Source organism: Bacillus cereus group sp. BfR-BA-01350, assembly GCF_022663775.1.
In the GTDB taxonomy this organism is placed as follows: Bacteria; Bacillota; Bacilli; order Bacillales; family Bacillaceae_G; genus Bacillus_A; species Bacillus_A paranthracis.
In genome coordinates, this window is record NZ_JAKUGD010000001.1 from 38066 (window position 1) to 59444 (window position 21379).

The window sequence follows — 21379 nt, forward strand, 5'->3', positions numbered from 1 at the left end:
GTGAAAAAGATGGAGAGAATTTTTATTCGTATATTAATAATACAATTTATTTGTCTTTGTGTTGTACAATTATTATTTATACATAAATCATCGGTGAAATATTTATCTAAAATTGTTTATTATGAAGGTGTTATGGTAAAAAACAAAACGAAAATCTTACAGGTGAATAGGTAGTTTTCATTTTCTTCTATGAAGGATTATGCTACAATAATTGAGGATTTAATGACGTGAAGCAAATGAGAAGAAGCAGGAGAATACCTGCTTTTCGTTTTGTTTTATAAGCGAAAAAATGAGGTGTTACGATGGATAAAAGAATTTCAATTGCTATAGATGGTCCAGCAGCTGCTGGAAAAAGTACAGTTGCGAAAGTTGTAGCGAAGAAGCTTTCTTACGTTTATATTGATACAGGCGCAATGTATCGTACGATTACATACGCAGCCCTTGAGCAAAAAGTGGATATTGAAAATGAAGAGCAGCTAATGGAAGTTGTAAAGAATGTGAAAATCGAGTTTCAGCAAGGAGAAAATACACAACTTGTATTTTTAAATGGACAAGATGTTTCGGAAGTCATTCGTACACCTGAGGTGACGAATCGAGTATCGATTGTGGCAAAACATCGCCTTGTTCGTGAAGAAATGGTACGTCGTCAACAAGAGTTAGCGGAAAAAGGCGGCGTTGTAATGGATGGTCGTGATATTGGTACACATGTGTTACCAGATGCTGAAGTGAAGATCTTTATGCTTGCTTCTGTTGAAGAAAGAGCAGAAAGAAGACATTTAGAAAATATGAATAAAGGTTTCGATTCTAATTTAGAGCAGTTAAAAGAAGAAATTGCTCAGCGTGATAAATTAGATTCAGAACGCGAAGTTTCTCCTCTAAAAAAAGCTGATGATGCATTGGAATTAGATACAACTTCTTTATCAATTGAAGAAGTTGTCCAAAAAATTATGGGTATTGTTTCGGGAGTGTTTGCGAAATAAAGAAAGGGGGTAGCCTCTTTCTTTTTTGTTTATATAAAAATGTAAAGGATACGTGAATTGTGAGTCTCTTTCCTTGACAAATGACCGGATTTATAAGAAGTTAGTTAAAGAGGAATAAAACTGTCAGAATATATTCGCTATTATATTTCAAAACATACTTTCTTCAACATGATTTTGCTGTATACTATTTATATAGGTTTAATATATTTTCTAGTGAAATGTATGAAGCTTACGTATGTGATGATAAATTCTTAAACATGCAAATGAAAACAATTGTTTTCATTTCGTATATACATAAAAAATGCTTTGTCAATTCTGTAGGGAGGTATTTCCATGGTAGAGAAAATGAATGAAGAAGTTATGGATTCAAAAGAATTACAAGTTGGTGACGTTGTTACAGGTTCTGTAACGAAAGTTGAAGAGAAACAAGTGCTTGTAAATGTTGGATACAAAACAGATGGCGTAATTCCAATTAGTGAATTAGCTAACGTTCATATTGAAAAAGCAAGCGATGTTGTAGAATTAGATCAAACACTAGAATTAAAGGTTATTAAATTAGAAGAGAATGATCTTGTATTATCTAAACGTGCTGTTGATGCAGAAAAAGCATGGGTAGAATTACAAGAGAAATTTAATTCTGGTCATGTATTTGATGTTACCGTAAAAGATATCGTGAATGGTGGATTAGTTGTGGACCTTGGTGTTCGTGGTTTTATCCCGGCTTCACTTGTAGAAGTACATTATGTAGAAGATTTTACTGACTATAAAGGCAAAACGTTAGCCGTGAAAATTGTTGAATTAGACCGTGAAAAAAATCGTGTAATCCTTTCACATAAAGCGGTAGTAGAATTAGAACTAGATTCTAAGAAGAAAGAAGCGATTTCTTCATTAAAAGAAGGAGACGTTGTTGAAGGAACAGTGCAACGACTAACTGACTTCGGCGCTTTCGTTAACGTTGGGGGCGTGGACGGTTTAGTTCATATTTCACAAATTTCGCACGAACGTGTAGAGCAACCTTCTGAAGTATTAGAGCAAGGTCAAAAGGTAAAAGTAAAGGTATTATCTGTTGATGCTGACACACAACGTATTTCTTTATCAATTAAAGCAGCTCAACCGGGACCTTGGGAAAATGTTGGTGGCGAAGTAAAAGCTGGAGATATTCGTGAAGGAGTAGTAAAGCGTCTTGTTACATTCGGTGCATTCGTTGAAATTTTACCGGGCGTTGAAGGTCTTGTGCATGTATCTCAAATTGCAAATCGTCATGTGAAGAATCCAAATGAAGTATTGGAAATGGGACAAGAAGTAAAAGTGAAAGTGCTTGAAGTGCATGTAGCAGAGAAACGTATTTCTTTAAGTATAAAAGAAGCGCTTGAGGAAAATAATGTAACTGAAGATTATAGTCAGTATGAACCGAATGCTGATTCTGCTACTTTCCAATTAAGTGACATTATTGGTGAACAACTGAAAAAATTAAAAAAATAAAGAGGGGTACAAGTGGTAAGGGCAAAACGTAAATTAGATCATATTGAATACGCTCTTTCTACTGGTCAGTCTCGTACGCATGGCTTTCATGATATTGATTTTGTGCATCAAAGCTTGCCAAATTCAAATTATGACACAATAACATGTGAAACAAAAATCGGCGAACTTTCACTAAGTTCGCCGATTTTTATCAATGCGATGACTGGTGGTGGAGGAGAGAAAACGTTACATATTAATGAGCAATTAGCATATGTAGCGAAACATCATAACCTTGCTATGGCTGTAGGTTCGCAAATGGCGGCGTTAAAAGATGAAAGTGAGGCAGCTTCTTATAAGATTATTAGAAAGGTAAATTCAAATGGTATTTTCTTTGCTAATTTAGGTAGTGAGGCAACTGTTGAACAGGCAGAGCGTGCTGTTGATATGGTTGAAGCGAATGCATTGCAAATTCATTTAAATGTCATACAAGAGTTAACGATGCCAGAAGGAGACCGTGACTTTACTGGTGTACTTCAGCGTATTGAGAAAATTGTTTTAAATAGTAAAGTTCCTGTCATTGTAAAAGAAGTTGGATTTGGGATGAGTAAGGAAACAATGCAACAGTTAGCGAGCATAGGTGTAACGGCAATTGATATTGGCGGACAAGGTGGTACGAATTTTGCTGCTGTTGAAAATGAAAGAAGACAGCGAATGCTTTCTTATTTTAATAACTGGGGCATACAAACAGCTACCTCGATTATTGAAGCAACCTCTACAAATAATAACCTCTCTTTTATTGCATCTGGGGGTATACAAACAGCGCTTGACGTAGCGAAAGCAATCGCATTAGGGGCGAATACAACTGCATTCGCTGGCTATTTTTTACGCATTTTAATGCAAGATGGTATCGAGAAGTTAGTGGATGAAATTGATCTATTACATGCAGACTTGAAATTTATTATGACAGCTCTCGGTGCAAAGACGATAGAAGAGTTACAGTCCGTACCTCTTGTTATAAAGGGCGAAACGTATCATTGGTTAACGCAGCGTGGCATTGATACGACGCATTATAGTAGAAGATAAAAAATCAACCGTTTGGTTGGTTTTTTTTGTATTCTTTTCTTTTTTTAAAATTATAGCGCGGGAAGGGAGCTATTGTTACGTATAATCCTAAAAATGGAAAAAATAGACGTTTTATATTATAATTTAACGATATACAGATGTTTTTGTAGAAGTTTCTTTTGAAGAAGGGGTTATAAAAATGAGGAAATGTAGAAAGTGTACTACTGAATTATTGGAAGAGGCTAGTTTTTGCCATGTTTGTGGAGAGAAATATGGCAAAAGTAAGAAAATATTAATCTCTATTATAAGTCTCATTGCTATTGGGACAATTAGCATAGGTAGTTATTGGTACTATAATAGTTATTCTAATAAGAAGGTTACATCTGCTGAAAAAAGAAATGTAAAACCGAATAATGAAGAAATCAAAAATGAAAAGGTTACTATTTCGGAGAATACGGTAAAGGAAGATTTGATCACGTATGCTAAACTTATTGAAAGTGGTGCAAATGAAAAGGAAAGTGTTGCTGAGGGATTAAAGACGTACTTCGTGGATGCGAATCAAGATGAAGCGTATAAAGATGTAATCGCTTATATAAAATTGTGTAAAGAGAGAAAAGATTTTAAATCAGTAGCACTAGACGTTAAGATAGATGCTATGAAAAAGGATAACGATGAACAAAATGAATTAACTTATTCAATGACATATAAAACGAATTATACGAATGGAAAACCAGAACGCGTGCAAACGTTTCAATATAAGTGGTTGATGATCAAACAAAATAATAGATTGCAATTTAAGAGTCAAAAGAAGCAAGAAAAAACTTACGATAATTTAGGGAATACGGATGTTAATAAAAAAGGAGAAAATGTATCTTCAGATAGTAAAAATACAATAGGACGTATTACGTATAATAGTGATGATGTTAATATCCATGCGCGGAATATAAGAGAAGATACGGCGATTTCTGGATATAATCAAAAAGTAGAAATTTCATTAACTTCAAATGTGCGAGATGGGGGTTCTAGTTCAACGACAGCACAATTGACAATTAAAACGGAGAATATTGCAATCTCAATTGGGAATAAATTGTATAGGAATCCGATAGTAAATGCAGGAAGTGGGATGGAAGCGTTAATATTGCCAAGGGAATTAGGACAAGACAAGAATAATCCATCAGAAGATTCATATGTAAATTATTATTTCGATATACCAAATGATGTGGATTTAAGTACAGCTGAAGTAGTCTTACTTTCTGATCAAGGAAACATCATAGGAAGCAGAAAAGTTAAAAACGAACGAGAAAATATTGCTGATGTGAAGAAGGAAGTGGAGCGAAAGTTAAAAGAATTAGGGGAGACGAATTATGTACGTGTAGAAGTAAATAGTAAAGATTCTTCTCTTCAAACGTATTATGTTATTACATATTCTAAAAAACCAACAGGTATAGTTACGATTGATGCCACGTCAAGTGATCGGATCTATAATGCTAAAACAAAAGAATTATATTATGAGTAGAAAATATGAAAGAATTATGTAAAAGACGGTTTCGTACAATATCGAAACCGTCTTTTTGTATTCATTAGTGCTGATTCTGTTTTCGAGCTTGCTCAGGTGTATCAAGTCCAGTTGCACCCGGATATTGTAGTGATTGGTCACGATCAGATTCAACGCGGCGAGATTCTCTTAGTTTTCGTTCTTGACGATCTTTACCCATAATGAATAGCACCTCCTTATTAAAAGTGTTGCTGTTATCGGAAAAAACTATGCGTGAAGAAAGTGGATTAACTTTCATAAAAAGTTCCCATAATGGAAAACATAGGAGGTGAAATCATGGAAGGGAGTACTTTTTATTTTGTAGCTTGGATAGGGTGGATTGTTGTAACTTTCTTTATGAAAAAGGACTCTATTCGGTGGAAGATAAGCGCCTGTATATTGATTTTTATTATTTGCTCTCCGTTACATGTAACGATTGCTTCATTCACGGTATCAGTAAATGCACTTTTACTTTCTGGTATAGCTTTTATAGGACTCACGCTCTATTCTATTTGGAAAAAAATATATAGCTTACTTTCGGCACTTATTATTGCAATGTTATATACAAGTTTTCATTTGTTAGAAGTATATGATCCAATTTGGATTGTGGTGGACAGGTTGTTTTTGTTAAGTAGTGCTCTTGTATATGCATCCGTTTTATTACATGAGGATCGCATATTACGACTATGTTCTCTTTATATAGGAATGTTACAGGGAGAATTGTTTGTGACAATTATTTTTCGGAAACTGCATTTTCCTTACGATTACGGTAGTTTAGCGTTTTTTGATATCGTTGCTGTTTCTACATTATTCATGGCAATTTTATTTTGGATTGCGAAAGTCTCCGTACACATGGAACAGTTTAAGAGGAAAACACGTAAAAGAAAGGCGAGGGTAATACATGATTGAATATACACCGGCCATTTTATGCGGCGTAATAGCAGGGACAGTAACGAGAGTGCTCATGCTTCGGACAGATACGCGGCAATATCCGACGAGGCTCCATGGGAAAATTATTCACATTGCGATGGGATTAATTGCAGCGGCTTTAGGAGCAATCGCGATTCCATCCATTTTGAAAAAAGATTTTTCTGCCATTACGTTTCTTACGTTAGCAGCGACACAGTTTCGTGATGTGCGTAACATGGAAAGGAATACACTTCAACAATTAGATGGATATGAGCTTGTACCGCGTGGGAATACATATATTGAAGGAATTGCATTAGTTTTTGAAAGTCGCAACTATTTGGCGATGTTAACGTCGTTTGCAACGACGTTTGCGTATATAGGATTTCGTTCATGGATTGCCGGAGTAATTATGGCCATAATCGCATTTTTTATCGCGAAAACATTAATGTCTGGTAAGAGGTTACATGATCTTGTTGATATCGAGCATGTTCCACTTCGTTTTGAAGGAGCGGGGCTATATATTGATAATATTTACATTATGAATATTGGATTGCCAGCAAGACAAGAGGAAATTATGAAGTATGGAATGGGTTTTATTTTAAGGCCAAAATCAATTGATGCGATGGTGACAATCTCAAACTTAGGGCAACGCCAGGCTATTTTACATGATGTTTCTGTTGCTTTAGGGATTTATAGAGATTCTGGTACGCCGGCACTTGCGCCGCTAGCAAAGCGTGATTTAGAGGATGGCAGGGTTGGAATCTTTGTCTTACCACAAGATCAAGATGTGGAGAAAGCGATAGGTGTCATAGGGAACGTGCCGACGTTAGAAAGTGCTGTTCATATGTCATCGGAAGCCCCGAAAGGAAGGGGAGATAAGAGATGATGTTAGAAAGTGTAATTCTTGCAGTTATTACAACGACTCCGGAGAAATTTGCTGGTGGTGCCCCTCTGTTTACTTGTGAATCGACAGAGGAGTTAGAATTTGTTGCAAATAATTTAGAGGCAATTCTAGATGGCATTGCGCATCGCTTACAAGAGAATGTATATATTATTGTGAAACATTAGCAACGTGTGTTATAATGTGAGGTGTTTTGATACGCTGAGAAATATTCTGGAATGCAAATCCCTTCTTGCACAAAGAAGGGTTTTTTACATAATAAACAGAAGCAAGTTGAAAGGATGAAAGTATATGCCGAAACCAGTAATAGCAATAGTAGGCCGCCCGAACGTAGGGAAATCTACTATTTTCAATAGAATTGTTGGAGAGAGAGTTTCAATTGTAGAAGATATTCCAGGTGTAACGCGCGATCGTATTTACAGCGCTGGAGAATGGTTAAATCATGAATTTAACATTATTGATACAGGTGGAATTGATATTGGAGACGAGCCATTTTTGACACAAATTCGTCAACAAGCTGAAGTAGCGATTGATGAAGCGGATGTTATCATTTTTATGACAAATGGTCGTGACGGTGTAACAGCAGCTGATGAAGAAGTTGCGAAAATATTATATCGTTCAAATAAACCAGTTGTACTTGCAGTAAATAAAGTGGACAATCCGGAAATGCGCAGTGACATTTATGATTTCTATGCATTAGGATTTGGTGAGCCATTCCCAATTTCAGGTACACACGGATTAGGATTAGGTGACTTATTAGACGAAGCTGCACAGCATTTTCCAAAGATTGAAGAAGACGGATATGATGAAGATACAATTCGTTTCTCTTTAATTGGACGTCCAAACGTAGGGAAATCATCACTTGTAAATGCTCTTCTTGGTCAAGAGCGTGTAATTGTTAGTAATGTAGCAGGAACAACTCGTGATGCGGTCGATACACCATATAGTAAAGATGGGAAAGATTATGTAATTATCGATACAGCTGGTATGCGTAAAAAAGGGAAAGTGTATGAAAGTACAGAAAAGTATAGTGTACTTCGTGCACTAAGAGCGATTGAACGTTCTGACGTTGTTTTAGTCGTTTTAGACGGTGAAGAAGGAATTATTGAACAAGATAAAAAAATCGCTGGATACGCTCATGATTCAGGGCGAGCTGTCGTGATCGTTGTAAACAAATGGGACGCAGTGAAAAAAGACGAGAAAACAATGAAAGCATTTGAAGAAAACATCCGTGCTCATTTCCAATTTTTAGAGTACGCACCGATTGTATTCTTATCTGCAAAAACGAGAAAACGTACACAAACGCTAATACCGGTTATCGATCAGGTAAATGAAAGCCATAGTATCCGTATTCAAACGAACGTATTAAATGATGTAATTATGGATGCGGTAGCGATGAATCCAACGCCAACGCATAATGGTAGTCGTCTGAAGATTTTCTATGCAACACAAGTTGCGGTAAAACCACCAACATTTGTTGTGTTTGTAAACGATCCAGAACTATTGCACTTCTCATATGAGCGCTTCTTAAAGAATCGTTTACGTGAATCATTCGGCTTTGTAGGAACACCGATTCACATTATCGCTAGAGCAAGAGACTAATGGAGAGGATGTGATTTTATGACAAAAATCACAGTAGTTGGAGCAGGTAGCTGGGGAACAGCGTTAGCGATGGTATTAGCTGACAATGGGCATGATGTACGTATTTGGGGAAATCGTTCTGAACTTATGGATGAGATTAATACAAAACATGAGAATAGTCGATATCTCCCAGGAATTACATTGCCAAGCACAATCGTAGCCTACTCTTCTTTAGAAGAAGCATTAGTAGATGTAAATGTAGTACTTCTTGTAGTACCAACGAAAGCGTATAGAGAAGTACTGCAAGATATGAAGAAATATGTGGCAGGTCCGACTACTTGGATTCATGCAAGTAAAGGAATTGAACCTGGTACGTCAAAACGTATTTCGGAAGTGATTGAGGAAGAAATTCCAGAGGACTTGATTAAAGATGTTGTTGTACTGTCTGGACCGAGTCATGCTGAAGAAGTAGGGTTGCGTCAAGCGACAACTGTTACGTCTGCAGCAAAGCGTATGGAAGCGGCTGAGGAAGTACAAGATTTGTTTATGAATAGTTACTTCCGTGTATACACAAATCCAGATATCGTTGGAGTTGAACTTGGTGGTGCGTTAAAAAATATTATCGCATTAGCTGCTGGGATAACTGATGGCCTTGGATTAGGTGATAATGCGAAAGCGGCATTAATGACACGTGGTTTAACGGAGATTGCTCGTTTAGGAAGAAAAATGGGCGGAAATCCGTTAACGTTTGCTGGACTAACTGGTATGGGTGACTTAATTGTAACTTGTACAAGTGTTCATAGCCGAAATTGGCGTGCTGGAAATATGCTTGGAAAAGGACACTCTTTAGAAGAAGTGTTAGAAAGTATGGGTATGGTTGTCGAAGGTGTAAGAACAACGAAAGCTGCTCATGAATTGGCAGAAAAAATGGAAGTAGAAATGCCGATTACAGCTGCTTTATATGATGTGCTATTCAATGGGAATAATGTAAAAGATGCAGTAGGCTCATTAATGGGGCGTGTTCGAAAACACGAAGTGGAAGCTATACCTGACTTACTTTAAAGAAAAGCGACAGAAGTACATTTGTACTTCTGTCGCTTTTTATTTTTTTGGGTCTTTTCACCATTTTTTTATTTTTGCATAGGATGAAGAGTAACTTGAGGAGAGGGTGAAAAGAATGGATAACAACATTTTTAATAACATTGAAAAAGAAGCGAAAGTGAATAAAGAAGATATTTTTAAATTAGCATCATCGGTACAAAATGCGAATTTACGTGATGAGACTGTACTTCGTCAATTGATTCATCAAGTGGCTCTTATGGCAGGACGTGAAGTGCCGAAAGAACAAGAGGATCAAATTGTTAAAGCAATTATTAACAATAATATGCCGACAGATTTTGGCTCGTTAAGCAAAATGTTTAAAAAATAAAATATGAGAAACAAAGAGTTTGTAGAGTGCATATGATAGCCATGAAAGTATGGGAATAGAGCTGTTTTGGGCATATTTGGTCAACCGAAGCGAGAGATATGCTCGCTTCGGTTTTATTTTTATCTAGACTGGTGGAAAATGCTGAAAAACCTATTGATTAAAACTACATATTCTCGATTTGTAGTAAAATGTTCTTTTTTGTATTTGTTTAAAGATTTTAATTTGTTAAAATAGTATAAAAATAGATTAATAAAAAGGGGTGTGTATATGTCGGAAGGGCTTATAAAAATGTGGTTTGCTTTAGGAGCAATTGGATTTATGTTTTTTGCAGTAAGTTTTATTTTACTAAGCAGATATAAAATAAAGAATAAAGTTTTGAAAGGGATTACAGCATTGGTAGCGTACACCCTCATGATTGTGTCAGGAATTGTTATTTTTCTTGTTGTATTTAGTGGTCCTGTACAGCAGTAAAGGGCATGGTACGGAGTAAGTTATATTAGTATGAAAAGGTGATTACTAGTGAAAAAAGTCCATATTATTTTAATATTTTGTTGTATGAGCATTTTAACAGGGTGTCTGTATCCAAAAGAAAATATGAAACAAAATGCTGTTCCTTATGAAGATCAGCTACAAGTCGTTCAAAAAGCTGTTGTGACATTTAAGGAGCAAAATGATGGGATATTGCCAATTAAGACGCGGGATATGAATACGCCTATTTATCAAAAATATCCAATCGATTTTCAAAAGGTTTCTCCGCGTTACATACAAGAAGCACCAGGGAATGCCTATGAAAGCGGAGGAGTATATCAATACGTATTAATAGACGTTGAAACAAACCCAACAGTAAAGTTAATTGATGTTAGGATGGCTGAACAAATTCAGGAATTATCATTAAAGCTTAGGATGTATCGAGATGAACATCAATATCCACCTTTTAAAAAGGTAATTTCAGATGGTGTGTATGAATTAGATTTCAAAAAACTTGGATATAAAGATGTACCGCAAGTGACAAGTCCGTATTCTGGTAAAGGCCTTCCTTTTGTAATTAATGAGAAGGGAGAAATTTATGTTGATTATAGAATCGACTTATATGAAGCGTTGAAAAAAAATGAAGGGCAATTTAAGGAGGGGGAAGATATTCGAAATATACTTTCGAAAGATTCTCCGTTTGTACCTGCGTATTCTTTACCGTATACGGTAAAGAATGGAGAACCAATTTTTTTAAAATCATAAGTCATGAACCTTTCTTTTAGTGAATAAGTTCTAGAAGAAAGGTTTTTTATGTTACACAACTTGCGATGCAAACAAAAGGTATTTTTTAATAGTCATATGAAATTGGACAAAATTATATGATATATTGTCCGAACTTCTAGAATACCATTATATTATATCAGATATTATAGGCAACGTTAGAGAAGGTATTAGTTGACTATAAACGTGGAATTATTCCCAAAAATATTGAGGGAGGGAATCACTTGGAAAAGGTAGATATTTTTAAAGATATTGCGGAACGCACAGGCGGTGATATTTATTTTGGAGTTGTAGGAGCTGTTCGAACAGGGAAATCAACATTCATTAAAAAATTTATGGAACTTGTAGTTATTCCTAATATTGAAAATGAGTCTGACCGTCAAAGGGCGCAGGATGAACTACCTCAAAGTGCTGCTGGCCGTACAATTATGACGACGGAACCGAAATTTGTTCCAAACCAAGCGGTTTCTATTGAAGTAGATGAAGGTCTTGAAGTGAATATTCGATTAGTAGATTGCGTCGGATATACGGTTCCAGGAGCAAAAGGCTATGAAGATGAGAATGGCCCACGCATGATTAATACTCCTTGGTATGAAGAGCCTATTCCATTCCATGAAGCTGCAGAAATTGGAACACGTAAAGTAATTCAAGAACATTCAACAATTGGTGTTGTAATTACAACAGATGGAACGATTGGTGAAATTCCAAGAAGAGATTATATAGAGGCAGAAGAACGCGTCGTAAATGAGCTAAAAGAAGTCGGAAAACCTTTCATTATGATCATTAACACTGTACAGCCGTATCATCCAGATACAGAGCAATTGCGCCAAAGCTTATCTGAAGAATATGATATCCCAGTCATTGCGATGAGTGTTGAAAGTTTAAGAGAAACAGATGTATACAATGTACTTCGAGAGGCGTTATTTGAGTTCCCTGTTTTAGAAGTGAATGTGAACCTTCCGAGCTGGGTAATGGTGCTAAATGAAGGGCATTGGTTACGCCAAAGTTATCAAGAAGCCGTTCAAGAGACTGTGAAGGATATAAAACGTCTTCGTGATGTAGACCGTGTCGTATGGCAGTTTAGTCAGTATGAATTTATTGATCGAGCGAGCCTAGCTGGCATTGATATGGGGCAAGGCGTAGCAGAGATTGATTTATATGCACCAGATGAATTATATGATCAAATTTTAAAAGAAGTAGTAGGAGTAGAAATTCGAGGGAAAGATCATTTATTGAAGCTTATGCTCGATTTATCTCATGCGAAAATAGAATACGATCAAGTGGCGGATGCTCTGCGTATGGTCAAACAAACAGGATATGGTGTAGCGGCGCCTGCGTTAGCTGACATGAGCTTAGATGAACCAGAAATTATTCGTCACGGTTCAAGATTTGGTGTGAAATTAAAAGCTGTAGCTCCATCTATTCATATGATTAAAGTAGATGTGGAGTCTACGTTTGAGCCAATCATTGGTACGGAAAAACAAAGTGAAGAACTAGTTCGTTACTTAATGCAAGATTTTGAAGATGATCCATTATCAATTTGGAATTCTGATATATTTGGACGTTCACTGAGTTCTATTGTTCGGGAAGGCATTCAAGCGAAACTATCTTTAATGCCAGAAAATGCGAGATATAAATTAAAAGAAACGCTAGAAAGAATTATTAATGAAGGATCTGGCGGATTAATTGCGATTATATTATAAGAAAAAATCCCTCTCATCGTAGAGGGATTTTTTAATTTTCGCATATAAAATAGGAAAATAAACAGCTATTATCTAATATATTGTTGTAAATTGTCAAGTTTCATCAGATTTTCACATTTTAAGAGTAACAATTTCCTTAAAAATATTGAATTATAAAGGAGAATCGTATAATATAGGCGTTGATAATGATTTATCTACATCTTTGTAGTATAGAATTTGCAAAAATTGCCTACAAATGAAAGTAAGACTCATTTTATGATCATTATACAGTCTTATCTTTGGGAGGAGGTGAATGGCATGAACAAGACAGATTTAATCAATGCTGTTGCAGAAGCAAGTTCCCTTTCTAAAAAGGACGCAACAAAAGCAGTAGACGCTGTTTTTGATTCTATCTTAGAAGCTTTAAAACAAGGTGATAAAGTACAACTGATCGGATTCGGTAACTTCGAAGTTCGTGAGCGTGCGGCTCGTAAAGGTCGTAACCCACAAACAGGTGAGGAGATTGAAATCGCTGCAAGTAAAGTACCTGCATTCAAACCTGGTAAAGCGTTAAAAGATGCGGTTAAATAATCCTTACATATTAACAGGGAAGAAGAGTTTCCTTTTTGGAAACTCTTCTTTTTGCTTTTAAAAACATAAATATGCTAGAATGTGTTCGTATCACTTTTAGGTTTTCGGGAGGGCTAGCGGATGGCAAAAGTTAATTTAGAACAAATTGAACATGCAGTACGCCTTATTTTAGAGGCAATTGGAGATGACCCTAATCGAGAGGGAGTACTTGATACACCAAAGCGTGTTGCAAAAATGTACGCAGAAGTGTTCTCAGGTATGCATGAAGATCCGAAAGAACATTTACACAAAGTGTTCGGAGAAGATCATGAGGAGCTTGTACTAGTAAAAGATATACCGTTTTATTCGATGTGTGAGCATCATTTAGTTCCATTCTATGGAGTTGCTCACGTTGCATATATTCCGCAAGGCGGAAAAGTGACAGGGTTAAGTAAATTAGCTCGTACTGTAGATACAATTGCACGTCGTCCACAACTGCAAGAACGTATTACATCAACAGTAGCGAACTCTATTATGGAAGTACTAGAGCCGCATGGTGTAATGGTAGTAGTAGAAGCAGAACATATGTGTATGACGATGCGCGGTGTGAAAAAGCCAGGTGCAAAAACAGTAACAACAGCAGTACGTGGTGTGCTAGAAAATGATGCTGCAGCACGTAGTGAAATTTTATCTTTTATTAAAACGAAGTAAAGAAAAGTGGGAAACTGCTTTTCTTTTTTTTTTTTTTTTGTAAATAAATGATATAGTTTTAGCGAGGCACAGTGAGAATAGAAAGATTACTTAAAAGAATAGAAGAGGTTATGTAGTTCGGTAGAAGTTTGGAAAGAGTAGCCAAGTTTTGGTTATAGAAAATAGAGTGTATGTGTTATAATAAGTTTTATGAATTAGAAAACAAGGGTGATTTTTGTGTGTGACATCTACGGAGGGTATGCGGGTATAAGAGAGAAATTGATGGTGAAATTACGCCATCCTTATTTTATAAACTATATTGAAGAACCATTTATTGATGAAGAGAAAATCGCATTGTTATATGGTGCTTTAAAAGGTGCAAATTTACATATAGAACAAATTGAGCATTATGTAGTGACGATTATGCTTGTGCAAATTGCGCTTGATACACATGAAAGAGTATCAAATAAAGCAGGGGAAGAAGCGAATGAATCGCATAAGCGTCGCCAGTTAACAGTGCTTGCTGGTGATTACTATAGCGGGTTATATTATTACTTATTGTCTATGAATCGTGATATTGTTTTAATTCGTGCGCTTGCTGAAGGAATTAAAGAAATTAATGAACACAAAATAATGTTATATCAAAAAGCGCATAAAACGGTGGATGACATAATGGAGAGTGTAGTAATGATTGAGTCTGCACTGTTGCAAAAAACATGTGATCATTTTCATTTAGCGCATTGGAAGCCGTTTATAACATATGTACTAGGGAAAAATCGTCTCCAAAAAGAATGTGAACTACATGTTAATAAACAACATTCACCTGTTTTTCAAGCTGTTCAAGGGATTGTGAACGATAAAGCAGATGCAGAAACAGTTATGAATGGATGGATGATGAAACTTAGGAAGAAAGAAAATCAATTTTTAGAAAATCACACAGATATAAGCGAAATAAACTCTGTGTTAAGAGATACATCGAAGACATAAGCAATTTTACATTGGAAGAAGGTACGAGCATGCAACAATCAAAAGAAGAAAGAGTACATGATGTATTTGAGAAAATCTCTGATAAATACGATGTGATGAATTCTGTAATTAGTTTTCAAAGACATAAAGCGTGGCGCAAAGAGACGATGCGCATTATGGATGTAAAACCAGGTAGTAAAGCGCTTGATGTATGTTGCGGAACAGCGGACTGGACAATTGCGCTAGCTGGAGCGGTGGGTGAACAGGGCAAGGTTGTTGGTTTAGACTTCAGCGAAAATATGTTATCTGTTGGTAAGCAAAAGGTAGAGGCGTTACAATTAAAACAAGTAGAACTTCTGCACGGGAATGCAATGGAACTTCCATTTGAAGATAACACGTTTGATTATGTAACGATTGGATTTGGTTTACGTAATGTACCGGATTATATGCACGTATTAAAAGAAATGACGCGTGTAGTAAAGCCAGGTGGAAAAGTAATTTGTTTAGAAACATCTCAACCAACAATGATTGGTTTTCGACAAGGTTATATTTTATACTTTAAATATATCATGCCGTTATTTGGAAAGTTATTTGCGAAAAGTTATAAAGAATATTCATGGCTACAAGAATCTGCTAGTACATTCCCAGGTATGAAAGAATTGGCTAATATGTTCGAAAAAGCTGGACTTGAACGTGTGCAAGTGAAGCCATTTACTTTTGGGGTAGCAGCGATGCATTTAGGCATGAAACCAGAATCAAAATAGAAAAAAGAAGTTTTAGGTTAAGGTGAACAATATGAAGTTACAACTTATGTACTCTTTTTTACGATCGGATATTAATGTGATAGAAAAAGAATTAAAAAAGACAGTTGCTTCTGAACAGCCATTAGTAGAAGAGGCGGCATTACAACTTATTGAAGCTGGTGGGAAGCGAATTCGTCCTGTATTTGTGTTGCTTGCGGGGAAATTTGGAGATTATAAGTTAGATGCAATTAAGCATGTAGCTGTTGCGTTAGAACTTATTCATATGGCTTCTCTTGTTCACGATGATGTTATTGATGCTGCGTTTTTACGACGTGGCAGTGCAACTGTGAATGCGAAATGGGGAGATCGTATTGCAATGTATACAGGGGACTATTTATTCGCTAAGTCTCTTGAATGTATAACGAATATTGAAATTCCAGAGGCGCATCAGGCGCTATCGCATACCATTTTAGAAGTTTGTAAAGGTGAAATCGAACAAATTAAAGATAAGTATAACTATGACCAAAATTTAAGAACATATTTAAGAAGAATAAAGCGAAAAACCGCTTTATTAATTGCTGCAAGTTGCCAACTAGGAGCGATTGCTGCTGGCGCTAATCGTGATACGGTAAGCCGTCTGTTTTGGTATGGCTATTTTGTAGGGATGTCGTATCAAATTATTGATGACATTTTAGACTTCGTTTCTACAGAAGAGAAACTTGGAAAACCTGCTGGGGGCGATTTATTGCAAGGAAACATTACGCTTCCTGCCTTATATGCTATGGAAGATCCAATCCTTTGTAAGAAAATCAGATCTGTACATGAAAATACAACAGCGGACGAAATGAAAGAAATTATTGAAGCTGTAAAGAATAGTGCTGCTATTGATAAAGCATTTGCGTTTAGTGAACGTTATTTACATAAAGCATTAGAAATGATAAAACCACTCCCACGTGGACAAGCAAAGTATGCATTACAAAATGTAGCAAAGTATATTGGAAAACGAAAATTTTAGTGTTTTTTCTAAAAAATAAAATAATCTCTCTATTTCAAAACTATTGCACAATTGTGATAAGGGTGTTAATATGTGTGTGGGGATATACAATTACATACATAATTCAGAAGTGGAGAGATTTTTTATGGAAAAAACATTTCTAATGGTTAAACCAGACGGTGTACAACGTGCCTTCATTGGGGAAATTGTAGCTCGTTTTGAGAAGAAGGGCTTTCAATTAGTTGGTGCAAAATTAATGCAAGTCACTCCAGAAATCGCTGGACAACACTATGCTGAGCACACAGAAAAACCTTTCTTTGGTGAATTAGTAGACTTTATTACATCTGGTCCTGTATTCGCAATGGTATGGCAAGGTGAAGGTGTAGTAGATACAGCTCGTAACATGATGGGTAAAACAAGACCACATGAAGCAGCTCCTGGAACAATTCGTGGAGATTTCGGTGTAACTGTTGCCAAAAATATTATCCATGGTTCTGATTCGTTAGAAAGTGCAGAGCGCGAGATTGCTATTTTCTTTAAGGAAGAAGAATTAGTTGACTACTCAAAATTAATGAATGAATGGATTTACTAATTATTTTGAAATAATTTGTAAACGCTTTAATCACTGTGATAATAGTAGAAAGTGCAAGGAGAATAGGGGTATTCTTCTTGCACTTTTTTTATTTCTATTAGTTACGAAGTTAGAGCTGTTATGATATATTGATATGTAAAGTAAAGGCCTATCGGAGAATAAGCGAATGGCTGATGTATGAATAACTCTTTCATATTTTTAGAGTAATGAAAGATAAAATTATTGCTTAATATAGCGAGATAAATACATATACGAAAAGAGGAATAACGTATGCGATATATTACAGCTGGTGAATCTCATGGTCCACAACTTACAACGATTATAGAAGGTGTTCCAGCCGGACTACCATTAGTAGCGAATGATATAAATGAAGAGTTAGCTAGAAGGCAAAAGGGATATGGGCGTGGTAGACGCATGCAAATTGAAACAGATCAAGTGCAAATTGTAAGTGGTGTTAGACATGGAGAGACATTAGGTTCTCCAATTGCACTTGTTGTTGAAAACCGTGATTTTGCACATTGGACAAAAATTATGGGTGCAGAGCCGTTAACGGAACAAGAAGAAAAAGAAATGAAAAGGAAAGTAACAAAACCAAGACCTGGACATGCTGATTTAAATGGTGCGATTAAATATGGTCATAGAGATATGAGAAATGTACTGGAACGCTCTTCGGCACGCGAAACGACAGTACGTGTTGCTGCTGGTGCGGTTGCAAAAAAAGTGTTAGCGGAACTTGGTATTGCAGTAGCAGGCCATGTAATTGAAATTGGCGGTGTACAGGCTAAAGAGACTACGTATCGTTCAATTGAAGAATTAAAAAGTATTACAGAAGCATCACCTGTACGCTGTTTAGATGAAGAAGCTGGTAATCAAATGATAAAAGCAATTGATGATGCGAAATCAAATGGTGATTCAATCGGTGGCATCGTGGAAGTAATTGTGGAAGGAATGCCAATTGGAGTAGGCAGCTATGTGCATTATGATCGAAAACTAGATGCAAAATTAGCAGCCGCAATAATGAGCATTAATGCCTTTAAAGGGGTCGAGATTGGAATTGGTTTTGAAGCAGCACATAGACCGGGTAGCGAAGTTCATGATGAAATTTTGTGGGATGAAGAGCATGGATATACAAGAAGAACAAATAACGCGGGTGGTTTAGAAGGCGGTATGACGACTGGAATGCCAATTGTTGTGCGCGGAGTGATGAAACCGATACCTACACTATATAAACCTCTTCAAAGTGTCGATATTGATACGAAAGAGCCTTTTACAGCAAGTATTGAACGTTCAGATAGTTGTGCTGTTCCAGCAGCTAGTGTCGTTGCGGAAGCGGTTGTAGCTTGGGAATTAGCGACAGCTTTAATAGAACAATTCGGATTAGATCGTATGGACCTTATTCGTGAAAATATTGAGAAACATAATGAATATGCGAGGGGATTTTAATGGAAAACATACATATTCAAACGAAATCAAAAGAATATGATGTACATGTAGGAAAAGAATCGTTGTCACATTTGACAACAATCGTTCAAAACATGCAGCCATCTGTATCAAACATTATGATTATTTCAGATGAGGCTGTTGCACCTTTACATTTACAGACAGTTGTAGATGCGTTGCAAATAGATCAAAAAGTATTTTCATTCGTTGTACCGAGTGGTGAAAAAGAGAAGTCCTTTGAAAATTTCTATGCGGCTCATACGTCAGCTCTTGAAAATAAATTAGATAGAAATTCTTTAATTATCGCACTTGGAGGCGGGATGATTGGAGACTTAGCTGGTTTTGTTGCTGCGTCATTTATGCGTGGAATTCGCTTTGTTCAAGTTCCGACGACTTTATTAGCTCACGATAGCGCAGTAGGTGGGAAAGTAGCAATCAATCATCCGTTAGGTAAAAATATGATAGGTGCATTCCATCAACCAGAAGCAGTTGTATATCATACGCCGTTTTTACAGTCTCTTCCTGAAAAAGAGTGGCGCTCAGGTTATGCAGAAGTGATAAAACATGCTCTAATTGGTGATGTAAAGCTATATCATTGGCTAAAAGAAGAAGTGCAAACATTAGCAGATCTTCGTGATGAGAAATTAATCCACATATTAACGAAGGCGATTCCTGTAAAGGCAAACATTGTAGCGCAAGATGAAACAGAAAAAGGCGTACGTGCACATTTAAACTTTGGACATACGTTAGGCCATGCTCTAGAAAAAGAACTAGGATATGGAAATATTACTCACGGTGACGGAGTGGCGGTTGGAATGTTATTTGCTATATTCTTAAGTGAGCAAGTGTACAAGGTTAATCTTGCTTATGAAGAGATGAAGCAGTGGTTTTTAAATTACGGTTATCCAAAAATGCCACGTGATTTGAATGTGGAACGCCTCGTCGGGTTGATGAAACAAGATAAGAAAGCGAATGCTGGAGCAATTCATATGGTACTTATGCAGGAATATGGGGTAGTGAATGTCGTATCTATTCCAGATGAGACTGTTCATATTGCGTTAGAGGCATTTCAAAAGGATATGGTTGAAAAATAAATGATAAAGAGTAGCCATGAAGTGCTTATTTTGAGGTGTTTTCGTAATAGTGACGGTTAGGATAAAAGATTACAGTAAAGGGCTAAAATTGTATTGTAATCGAATTCAATAAAATGACTGGGGGAAGAAAAATGAGAGTGAAAGAGCAATTGTTAACTTTGAGAGCATATGTACCTGGGAAAAATATTGAAGAAGTAAAAAGGGAATATGGGTTATCGAAAATTGTGAAATTGGCATCGAACGAAAATCCGTTCGGTTGCTCAGCACGCGTAACAGAAGCATTAACTTCTTTAGCGAGTCAATACGCTCTTTATCCAGATGGACATGCCTTTGAACTTCGGACACAAGTAGCAAAACATTTAGGTGTTAAAGCGGAACAACTGTTATTTGGTAGTGGATTAGATGAAGTTATTCAAATGATTAGTCGTGCGTTACTACACGAAGGAACAAATGTTGTAATGGCGAATCCAACATTCTCGCAATACCATCACCATGCTGTTATTGAAGGAGCAGAAGTTCGTGAAGTATCACTTAAAGATGGCATTCACGATTTAGATGCGATGTTACAGCAAGTAGATGGTCAAACGAAGATTGTATGGATTTGTAACCCGAATAATCCGACAGGTACATATGTAGAAAAACAAAAATTACTTTCATTTTTAGAATCAGTTCCTAAGTCAGCGCTTGTTATTATGGACGAAGCATATTATGAATATGCGGGAGCAGAAGACTATCCGCAAACATTACCACTTCTTGAAAAGTATGAAAATCTTATGGTATTACGTACGTTTTCAAAAGCATATGGTCTAGCTGCTTTCCGTATCGGATATGCAGTTGGTAATACGGAGTTAATCGGGCAGTTAGAAGTAGCGAGGTTACCATTTAATACATCGACTGTAGCGCAATCTGTAGCACTTGCTGCATTAGAAGATCAAGCATTTTTACAAGAATGTGTGAAAAAGAATGAAGAAGGATTACATCAATATTACGCATTTTGTAAGGAATATAACGTATTCTATTATCCATCTCAAACAAATTTCATTTTCTTAAAACTCGGTATTACTGGTAATGAAGCTTTCGAACGATTAATGAAAAAAGGATATATTGTTCGTTCTGGTGCTGCATTTGGTATCGATGATGGCATTCGTATTACTGTCGGTTTGAAAGAAGAAAATGATGAAATTATAGAGTTACTGAAAGAACTTGTAAATGAGCAAGTACAGAAAGAGGAAACATATTCTTAAGAGATTGTGAAGGCTCCTATTAGAGGAGTCTTTTTTATCGCATTAAAAAAATTGAAGTTTAGTAATTAAGTTGTTCTGTAAATCACGATTTGTATGGCTCGATAATTAGTGGGAGAAGTTATTTGCACGGTCATAAAAGAAAGCGGTACAATAGAAGAAGATAAGAAGGTATCGGTATCATATCCGAACCTTTGAACAATTAACTACTCTGTAAGAAGAAGCATGCTCATTCTAAAGGTTGCGTTCTAACAATGAG

24 protein-coding genes are annotated in these 21379 nt (G+C 36.3%); 23 read left to right on the forward strand and 1 reads right to left on the reverse strand.

Going from position 1 to position 21379, the window contains the following annotated elements; translation table 11 throughout:
* From MR147_RS00200 to MR147_RS27220, 5 genes are all read left to right on the forward strand, one after another.
* On the forward strand, window positions 1–174 hold the full coding sequence (locus MR147_RS00200) for a YpfB family protein (protein WP_000738053.1): 174 nt from the start codon (window positions 1–3) through the stop codon (window positions 172–174).
* Between the two features lie 128 nt (window positions 175–302).
* Window positions 303–980, forward strand: coding sequence for a (d)CMP kinase (gene cmk / locus MR147_RS00205; RefSeq protein ID WP_000361264.1), 678 nt, complete (start codon window positions 303–305; stop codon window positions 978–980).
* 333 nt (window positions 981–1313) lie between these two features.
* Window positions 1314–2462 (forward strand): 30S ribosomal protein S1, encoded by a 1149-nt coding sequence (gene rpsA / locus MR147_RS00210; RefSeq protein ID WP_000229574.1) that lies wholly within the window; start codon window positions 1314–1316, stop codon window positions 2460–2462.
* Between the two features lie 12 nt (window positions 2463–2474).
* A complete protein-coding gene (locus tag MR147_RS00215) occupies window positions 2475–3524 on the forward strand; it encodes a type 2 isopentenyl-diphosphate Delta-isomerase (protein ID WP_074609541.1) in 1050 nt (349 codons plus the stop codon).
* Window positions 3525–3702: 178 nt separating this feature from the next.
* Complete coding sequence (locus MR147_RS27220) at window positions 3703–5019, forward strand: hypothetical protein (RefSeq protein WP_242303551.1); 1317 nt, start codon at window positions 3703–3705, stop codon at window positions 5017–5019.
* 64 nt (window positions 5020–5083) lie between these two features.
* Here the strand turns inward: MR147_RS27220 and MR147_RS00225 are convergent, their stop codons facing one another.
* Window positions 5084–5218, reverse strand: a complete 135-nt coding sequence (locus tag MR147_RS00225; RefSeq protein WP_000513900.1) for a YpzI family protein — start codon at window positions 5216–5218, stop codon at window positions 5084–5086.
* Window positions 5219–5334: 116 nt separating this feature from the next.
* Between MR147_RS00225 and MR147_RS00230 the strand changes: the two genes are divergently transcribed.
* The 18 genes from MR147_RS00230 to hisC all read left to right on the forward strand — a co-directional run bounded on the left by MR147_RS00230 (window position 5335) and on the right by hisC (window position 21123).
* The gene (locus tag MR147_RS00230; RefSeq protein WP_074609539.1) at window positions 5335–5946 is read left to right on the forward strand and encodes a YphA family membrane protein; all 612 of its coding nucleotides are present in this window, start codon (window positions 5335–5337) and stop codon (window positions 5944–5946) included.
* Window positions 5939–6832 (forward strand): YIEGIA family protein, encoded by an 894-nt coding sequence (locus MR147_RS00235; protein WP_074609537.1) that lies wholly within the window; start codon window positions 5939–5941, stop codon window positions 6830–6832. Before MR147_RS00230 ends, MR147_RS00235 begins: the two co-directional genes overlap by 8 nt.
* Entirely contained in the window at window positions 6829–7014 is a 186-nt protein-coding gene (locus tag MR147_RS00240) for a capping complex subunit for YIEGIA (protein ID WP_000979054.1), read from the forward strand. The genes MR147_RS00235 and MR147_RS00240 overlap by 4 nt, the downstream gene beginning before the upstream one ends.
* A 124-nt stretch (window positions 7015–7138) precedes the next feature.
* Window positions 7139–8449, forward strand: a complete 1311-nt coding sequence (der, locus tag MR147_RS00245) for a ribosome biogenesis GTPase Der (RefSeq protein WP_074609535.1) — start codon at window positions 7139–7141, stop codon at window positions 8447–8449.
* Between the two features lie 18 nt (window positions 8450–8467).
* A complete protein-coding gene (locus MR147_RS00250) occupies window positions 8468–9490 on the forward strand; it encodes an NAD(P)H-dependent glycerol-3-phosphate dehydrogenase (protein WP_000161776.1) in 1023 nt (340 codons plus the stop codon).
* Between the two features lie 115 nt (window positions 9491–9605).
* Window positions 9606–9857 (forward strand): stage VI sporulation protein F, encoded by a 252-nt coding sequence (locus MR147_RS00255; protein ID WP_000369754.1) that lies wholly within the window; start codon window positions 9606–9608, stop codon window positions 9855–9857.
* A gap of 267 nt (window positions 9858–10124) precedes the next feature.
* Window positions 10125–10328, forward strand: a complete 204-nt coding sequence (locus MR147_RS00260; protein ID WP_001288998.1) for a DUF2768 domain-containing protein — start codon at window positions 10125–10127, stop codon at window positions 10326–10328.
* A 48-nt stretch (window positions 10329–10376) separates the two neighbouring features.
* Window positions 10377–11090 (forward strand): hypothetical protein, encoded by a 714-nt coding sequence (locus tag MR147_RS00265; protein ID WP_000755473.1) that lies wholly within the window; start codon window positions 10377–10379, stop codon window positions 11088–11090.
* Between the two features lie 242 nt (window positions 11091–11332).
* Window positions 11333–12811, forward strand: a complete 1479-nt coding sequence (spoIVA, locus tag MR147_RS00270) for a stage IV sporulation protein A (protein ID WP_000416519.1) — start codon at window positions 11333–11335, stop codon at window positions 12809–12811.
* Between the two features lie 297 nt (window positions 12812–13108).
* Window positions 13109–13381, forward strand: coding sequence for an HU family DNA-binding protein (locus MR147_RS00275; RefSeq protein WP_001043860.1), 273 nt, complete (start codon window positions 13109–13111; stop codon window positions 13379–13381).
* A gap of 120 nt (window positions 13382–13501) precedes the next feature.
* Window positions 13502–14071: a GTP cyclohydrolase I FolE gene (gene folE, locus MR147_RS00280; RefSeq protein WP_001151482.1), complete on the forward strand. Its 570-nt coding sequence runs from the start codon at window positions 13502–13504 to the stop codon at window positions 14069–14071.
* 216 nt (window positions 14072–14287) lie between these two features.
* A complete protein-coding gene (locus MR147_RS00285) occupies window positions 14288–15037 on the forward strand; it encodes a heptaprenyl diphosphate synthase component 1 (protein ID WP_002163716.1) in 750 nt (249 codons plus the stop codon).
* A gap of 29 nt (window positions 15038–15066) precedes the next feature.
* The gene (menG, locus tag MR147_RS00290) at window positions 15067–15780 is read left to right on the forward strand and encodes a 2-heptaprenyl-1,4-naphthoquinone methyltransferase (protein WP_001187667.1); all 714 of its coding nucleotides are present in this window, start codon (window positions 15067–15069) and stop codon (window positions 15778–15780) included.
* 31 nt (window positions 15781–15811) lie between these two features.
* Window positions 15812–16774, forward strand: coding sequence for a heptaprenyl diphosphate synthase component II (gene hepT, locus MR147_RS00295; protein ID WP_000776082.1), 963 nt, complete (start codon window positions 15812–15814; stop codon window positions 16772–16774).
* Between the two features lie 124 nt (window positions 16775–16898).
* A complete protein-coding gene (gene ndk, locus MR147_RS00300; protein WP_000415885.1) occupies window positions 16899–17345 on the forward strand; it encodes a nucleoside-diphosphate kinase in 447 nt (148 codons plus the stop codon).
* 270 nt (window positions 17346–17615) lie between these two features.
* The gene (gene aroC / locus MR147_RS00305; RefSeq protein ID WP_074609533.1) at window positions 17616–18788 is read left to right on the forward strand and encodes a chorismate synthase; all 1173 of its coding nucleotides are present in this window, start codon (window positions 17616–17618) and stop codon (window positions 18786–18788) included.
* A complete protein-coding gene (gene aroB, locus MR147_RS00310) occupies window positions 18788–19879 on the forward strand; it encodes a 3-dehydroquinate synthase (RefSeq protein ID WP_074609531.1) in 1092 nt (363 codons plus the stop codon). Before aroC ends, aroB begins: the two co-directional genes overlap by 1 nt.
* A gap of 131 nt (window positions 19880–20010) precedes the next feature.
* Entirely contained in the window at window positions 20011–21123 is a 1113-nt protein-coding gene (hisC, locus tag MR147_RS00315) for a histidinol-phosphate transaminase (protein WP_074609529.1), read from the forward strand.
* The last annotated feature ends 256 nt before the right edge of the window (window positions 21124–21379 follow it).

Excerpts from the sequence above, each read along its gene's own strand:
- cmk (WP_000361264.1), top strand. The coding sequence starts at position 303 with ATGGATAAAAGAATTTCAATTGCTATAGATGGTCCAGCAGCTGCTGGA.
- rpsA (WP_000229574.1), top strand. The coding sequence starts at position 1,314 with ATGGTAGAGAAAATGAATGAAGAAGTTATGGATTCAAAAGAATTACAA.
- MR147_RS27220 (WP_242303551.1), top strand. The coding sequence starts at position 3,703 with ATGAGGAAATGTAGAAAGTGTACTACTGAATTATTGGAAGAGGCTAGT.
- MR147_RS00225 (WP_000513900.1), bottom strand. The coding sequence starts at position 5,218 with ATGGGTAAAGATCGTCAAGAACGAAAACTAAGAGAATCTCGCCGCGTT.
- MR147_RS00230 (WP_074609539.1), top strand. The coding sequence starts at position 5,335 with ATGGAAGGGAGTACTTTTTATTTTGTAGCTTGGATAGGGTGGATTGTT.
- MR147_RS00235 (WP_074609537.1), top strand. The coding sequence starts at position 5,939 with ATGATTGAATATACACCGGCCATTTTATGCGGCGTAATAGCAGGGACA.
- MR147_RS00240 (WP_000979054.1), top strand. The coding sequence starts at position 6,829 with ATGATGTTAGAAAGTGTAATTCTTGCAGTTATTACAACGACTCCGGAG.
- der (WP_074609535.1), top strand. The coding sequence starts at position 7,139 with ATGCCGAAACCAGTAATAGCAATAGTAGGCCGCCCGAACGTAGGGAAA.
- MR147_RS00250 (WP_000161776.1), top strand. The coding sequence starts at position 8,468 with ATGACAAAAATCACAGTAGTTGGAGCAGGTAGCTGGGGAACAGCGTTA.
- MR147_RS00255 (WP_000369754.1), top strand. The coding sequence starts at position 9,606 with ATGGATAACAACATTTTTAATAACATTGAAAAAGAAGCGAAAGTGAAT.
- MR147_RS00260 (WP_001288998.1), top strand. The coding sequence starts at position 10,125 with ATGTCGGAAGGGCTTATAAAAATGTGGTTTGCTTTAGGAGCAATTGGA.
- MR147_RS00275 (WP_001043860.1), top strand. The coding sequence starts at position 13,109 with ATGAACAAGACAGATTTAATCAATGCTGTTGCAGAAGCAAGTTCCCTT.
- folE (WP_001151482.1), top strand. The coding sequence starts at position 13,502 with ATGGCAAAAGTTAATTTAGAACAAATTGAACATGCAGTACGCCTTATT.
- menG (WP_001187667.1), top strand. The coding sequence starts at position 15,067 with ATGCAACAATCAAAAGAAGAAAGAGTACATGATGTATTTGAGAAAATC.
- hepT (WP_000776082.1), top strand. The coding sequence starts at position 15,812 with ATGAAGTTACAACTTATGTACTCTTTTTTACGATCGGATATTAATGTG.
- ndk (WP_000415885.1), top strand. The coding sequence starts at position 16,899 with ATGGAAAAAACATTTCTAATGGTTAAACCAGACGGTGTACAACGTGCC.
- aroC (WP_074609533.1), top strand. The coding sequence starts at position 17,616 with ATGCGATATATTACAGCTGGTGAATCTCATGGTCCACAACTTACAACG.
- aroB (WP_074609531.1), top strand. The coding sequence starts at position 18,788 with ATGGAAAACATACATATTCAAACGAAATCAAAAGAATATGATGTACAT.
- hisC (WP_074609529.1), top strand. The coding sequence starts at position 20,011 with ATGAGAGTGAAAGAGCAATTGTTAACTTTGAGAGCATATGTACCTGGG.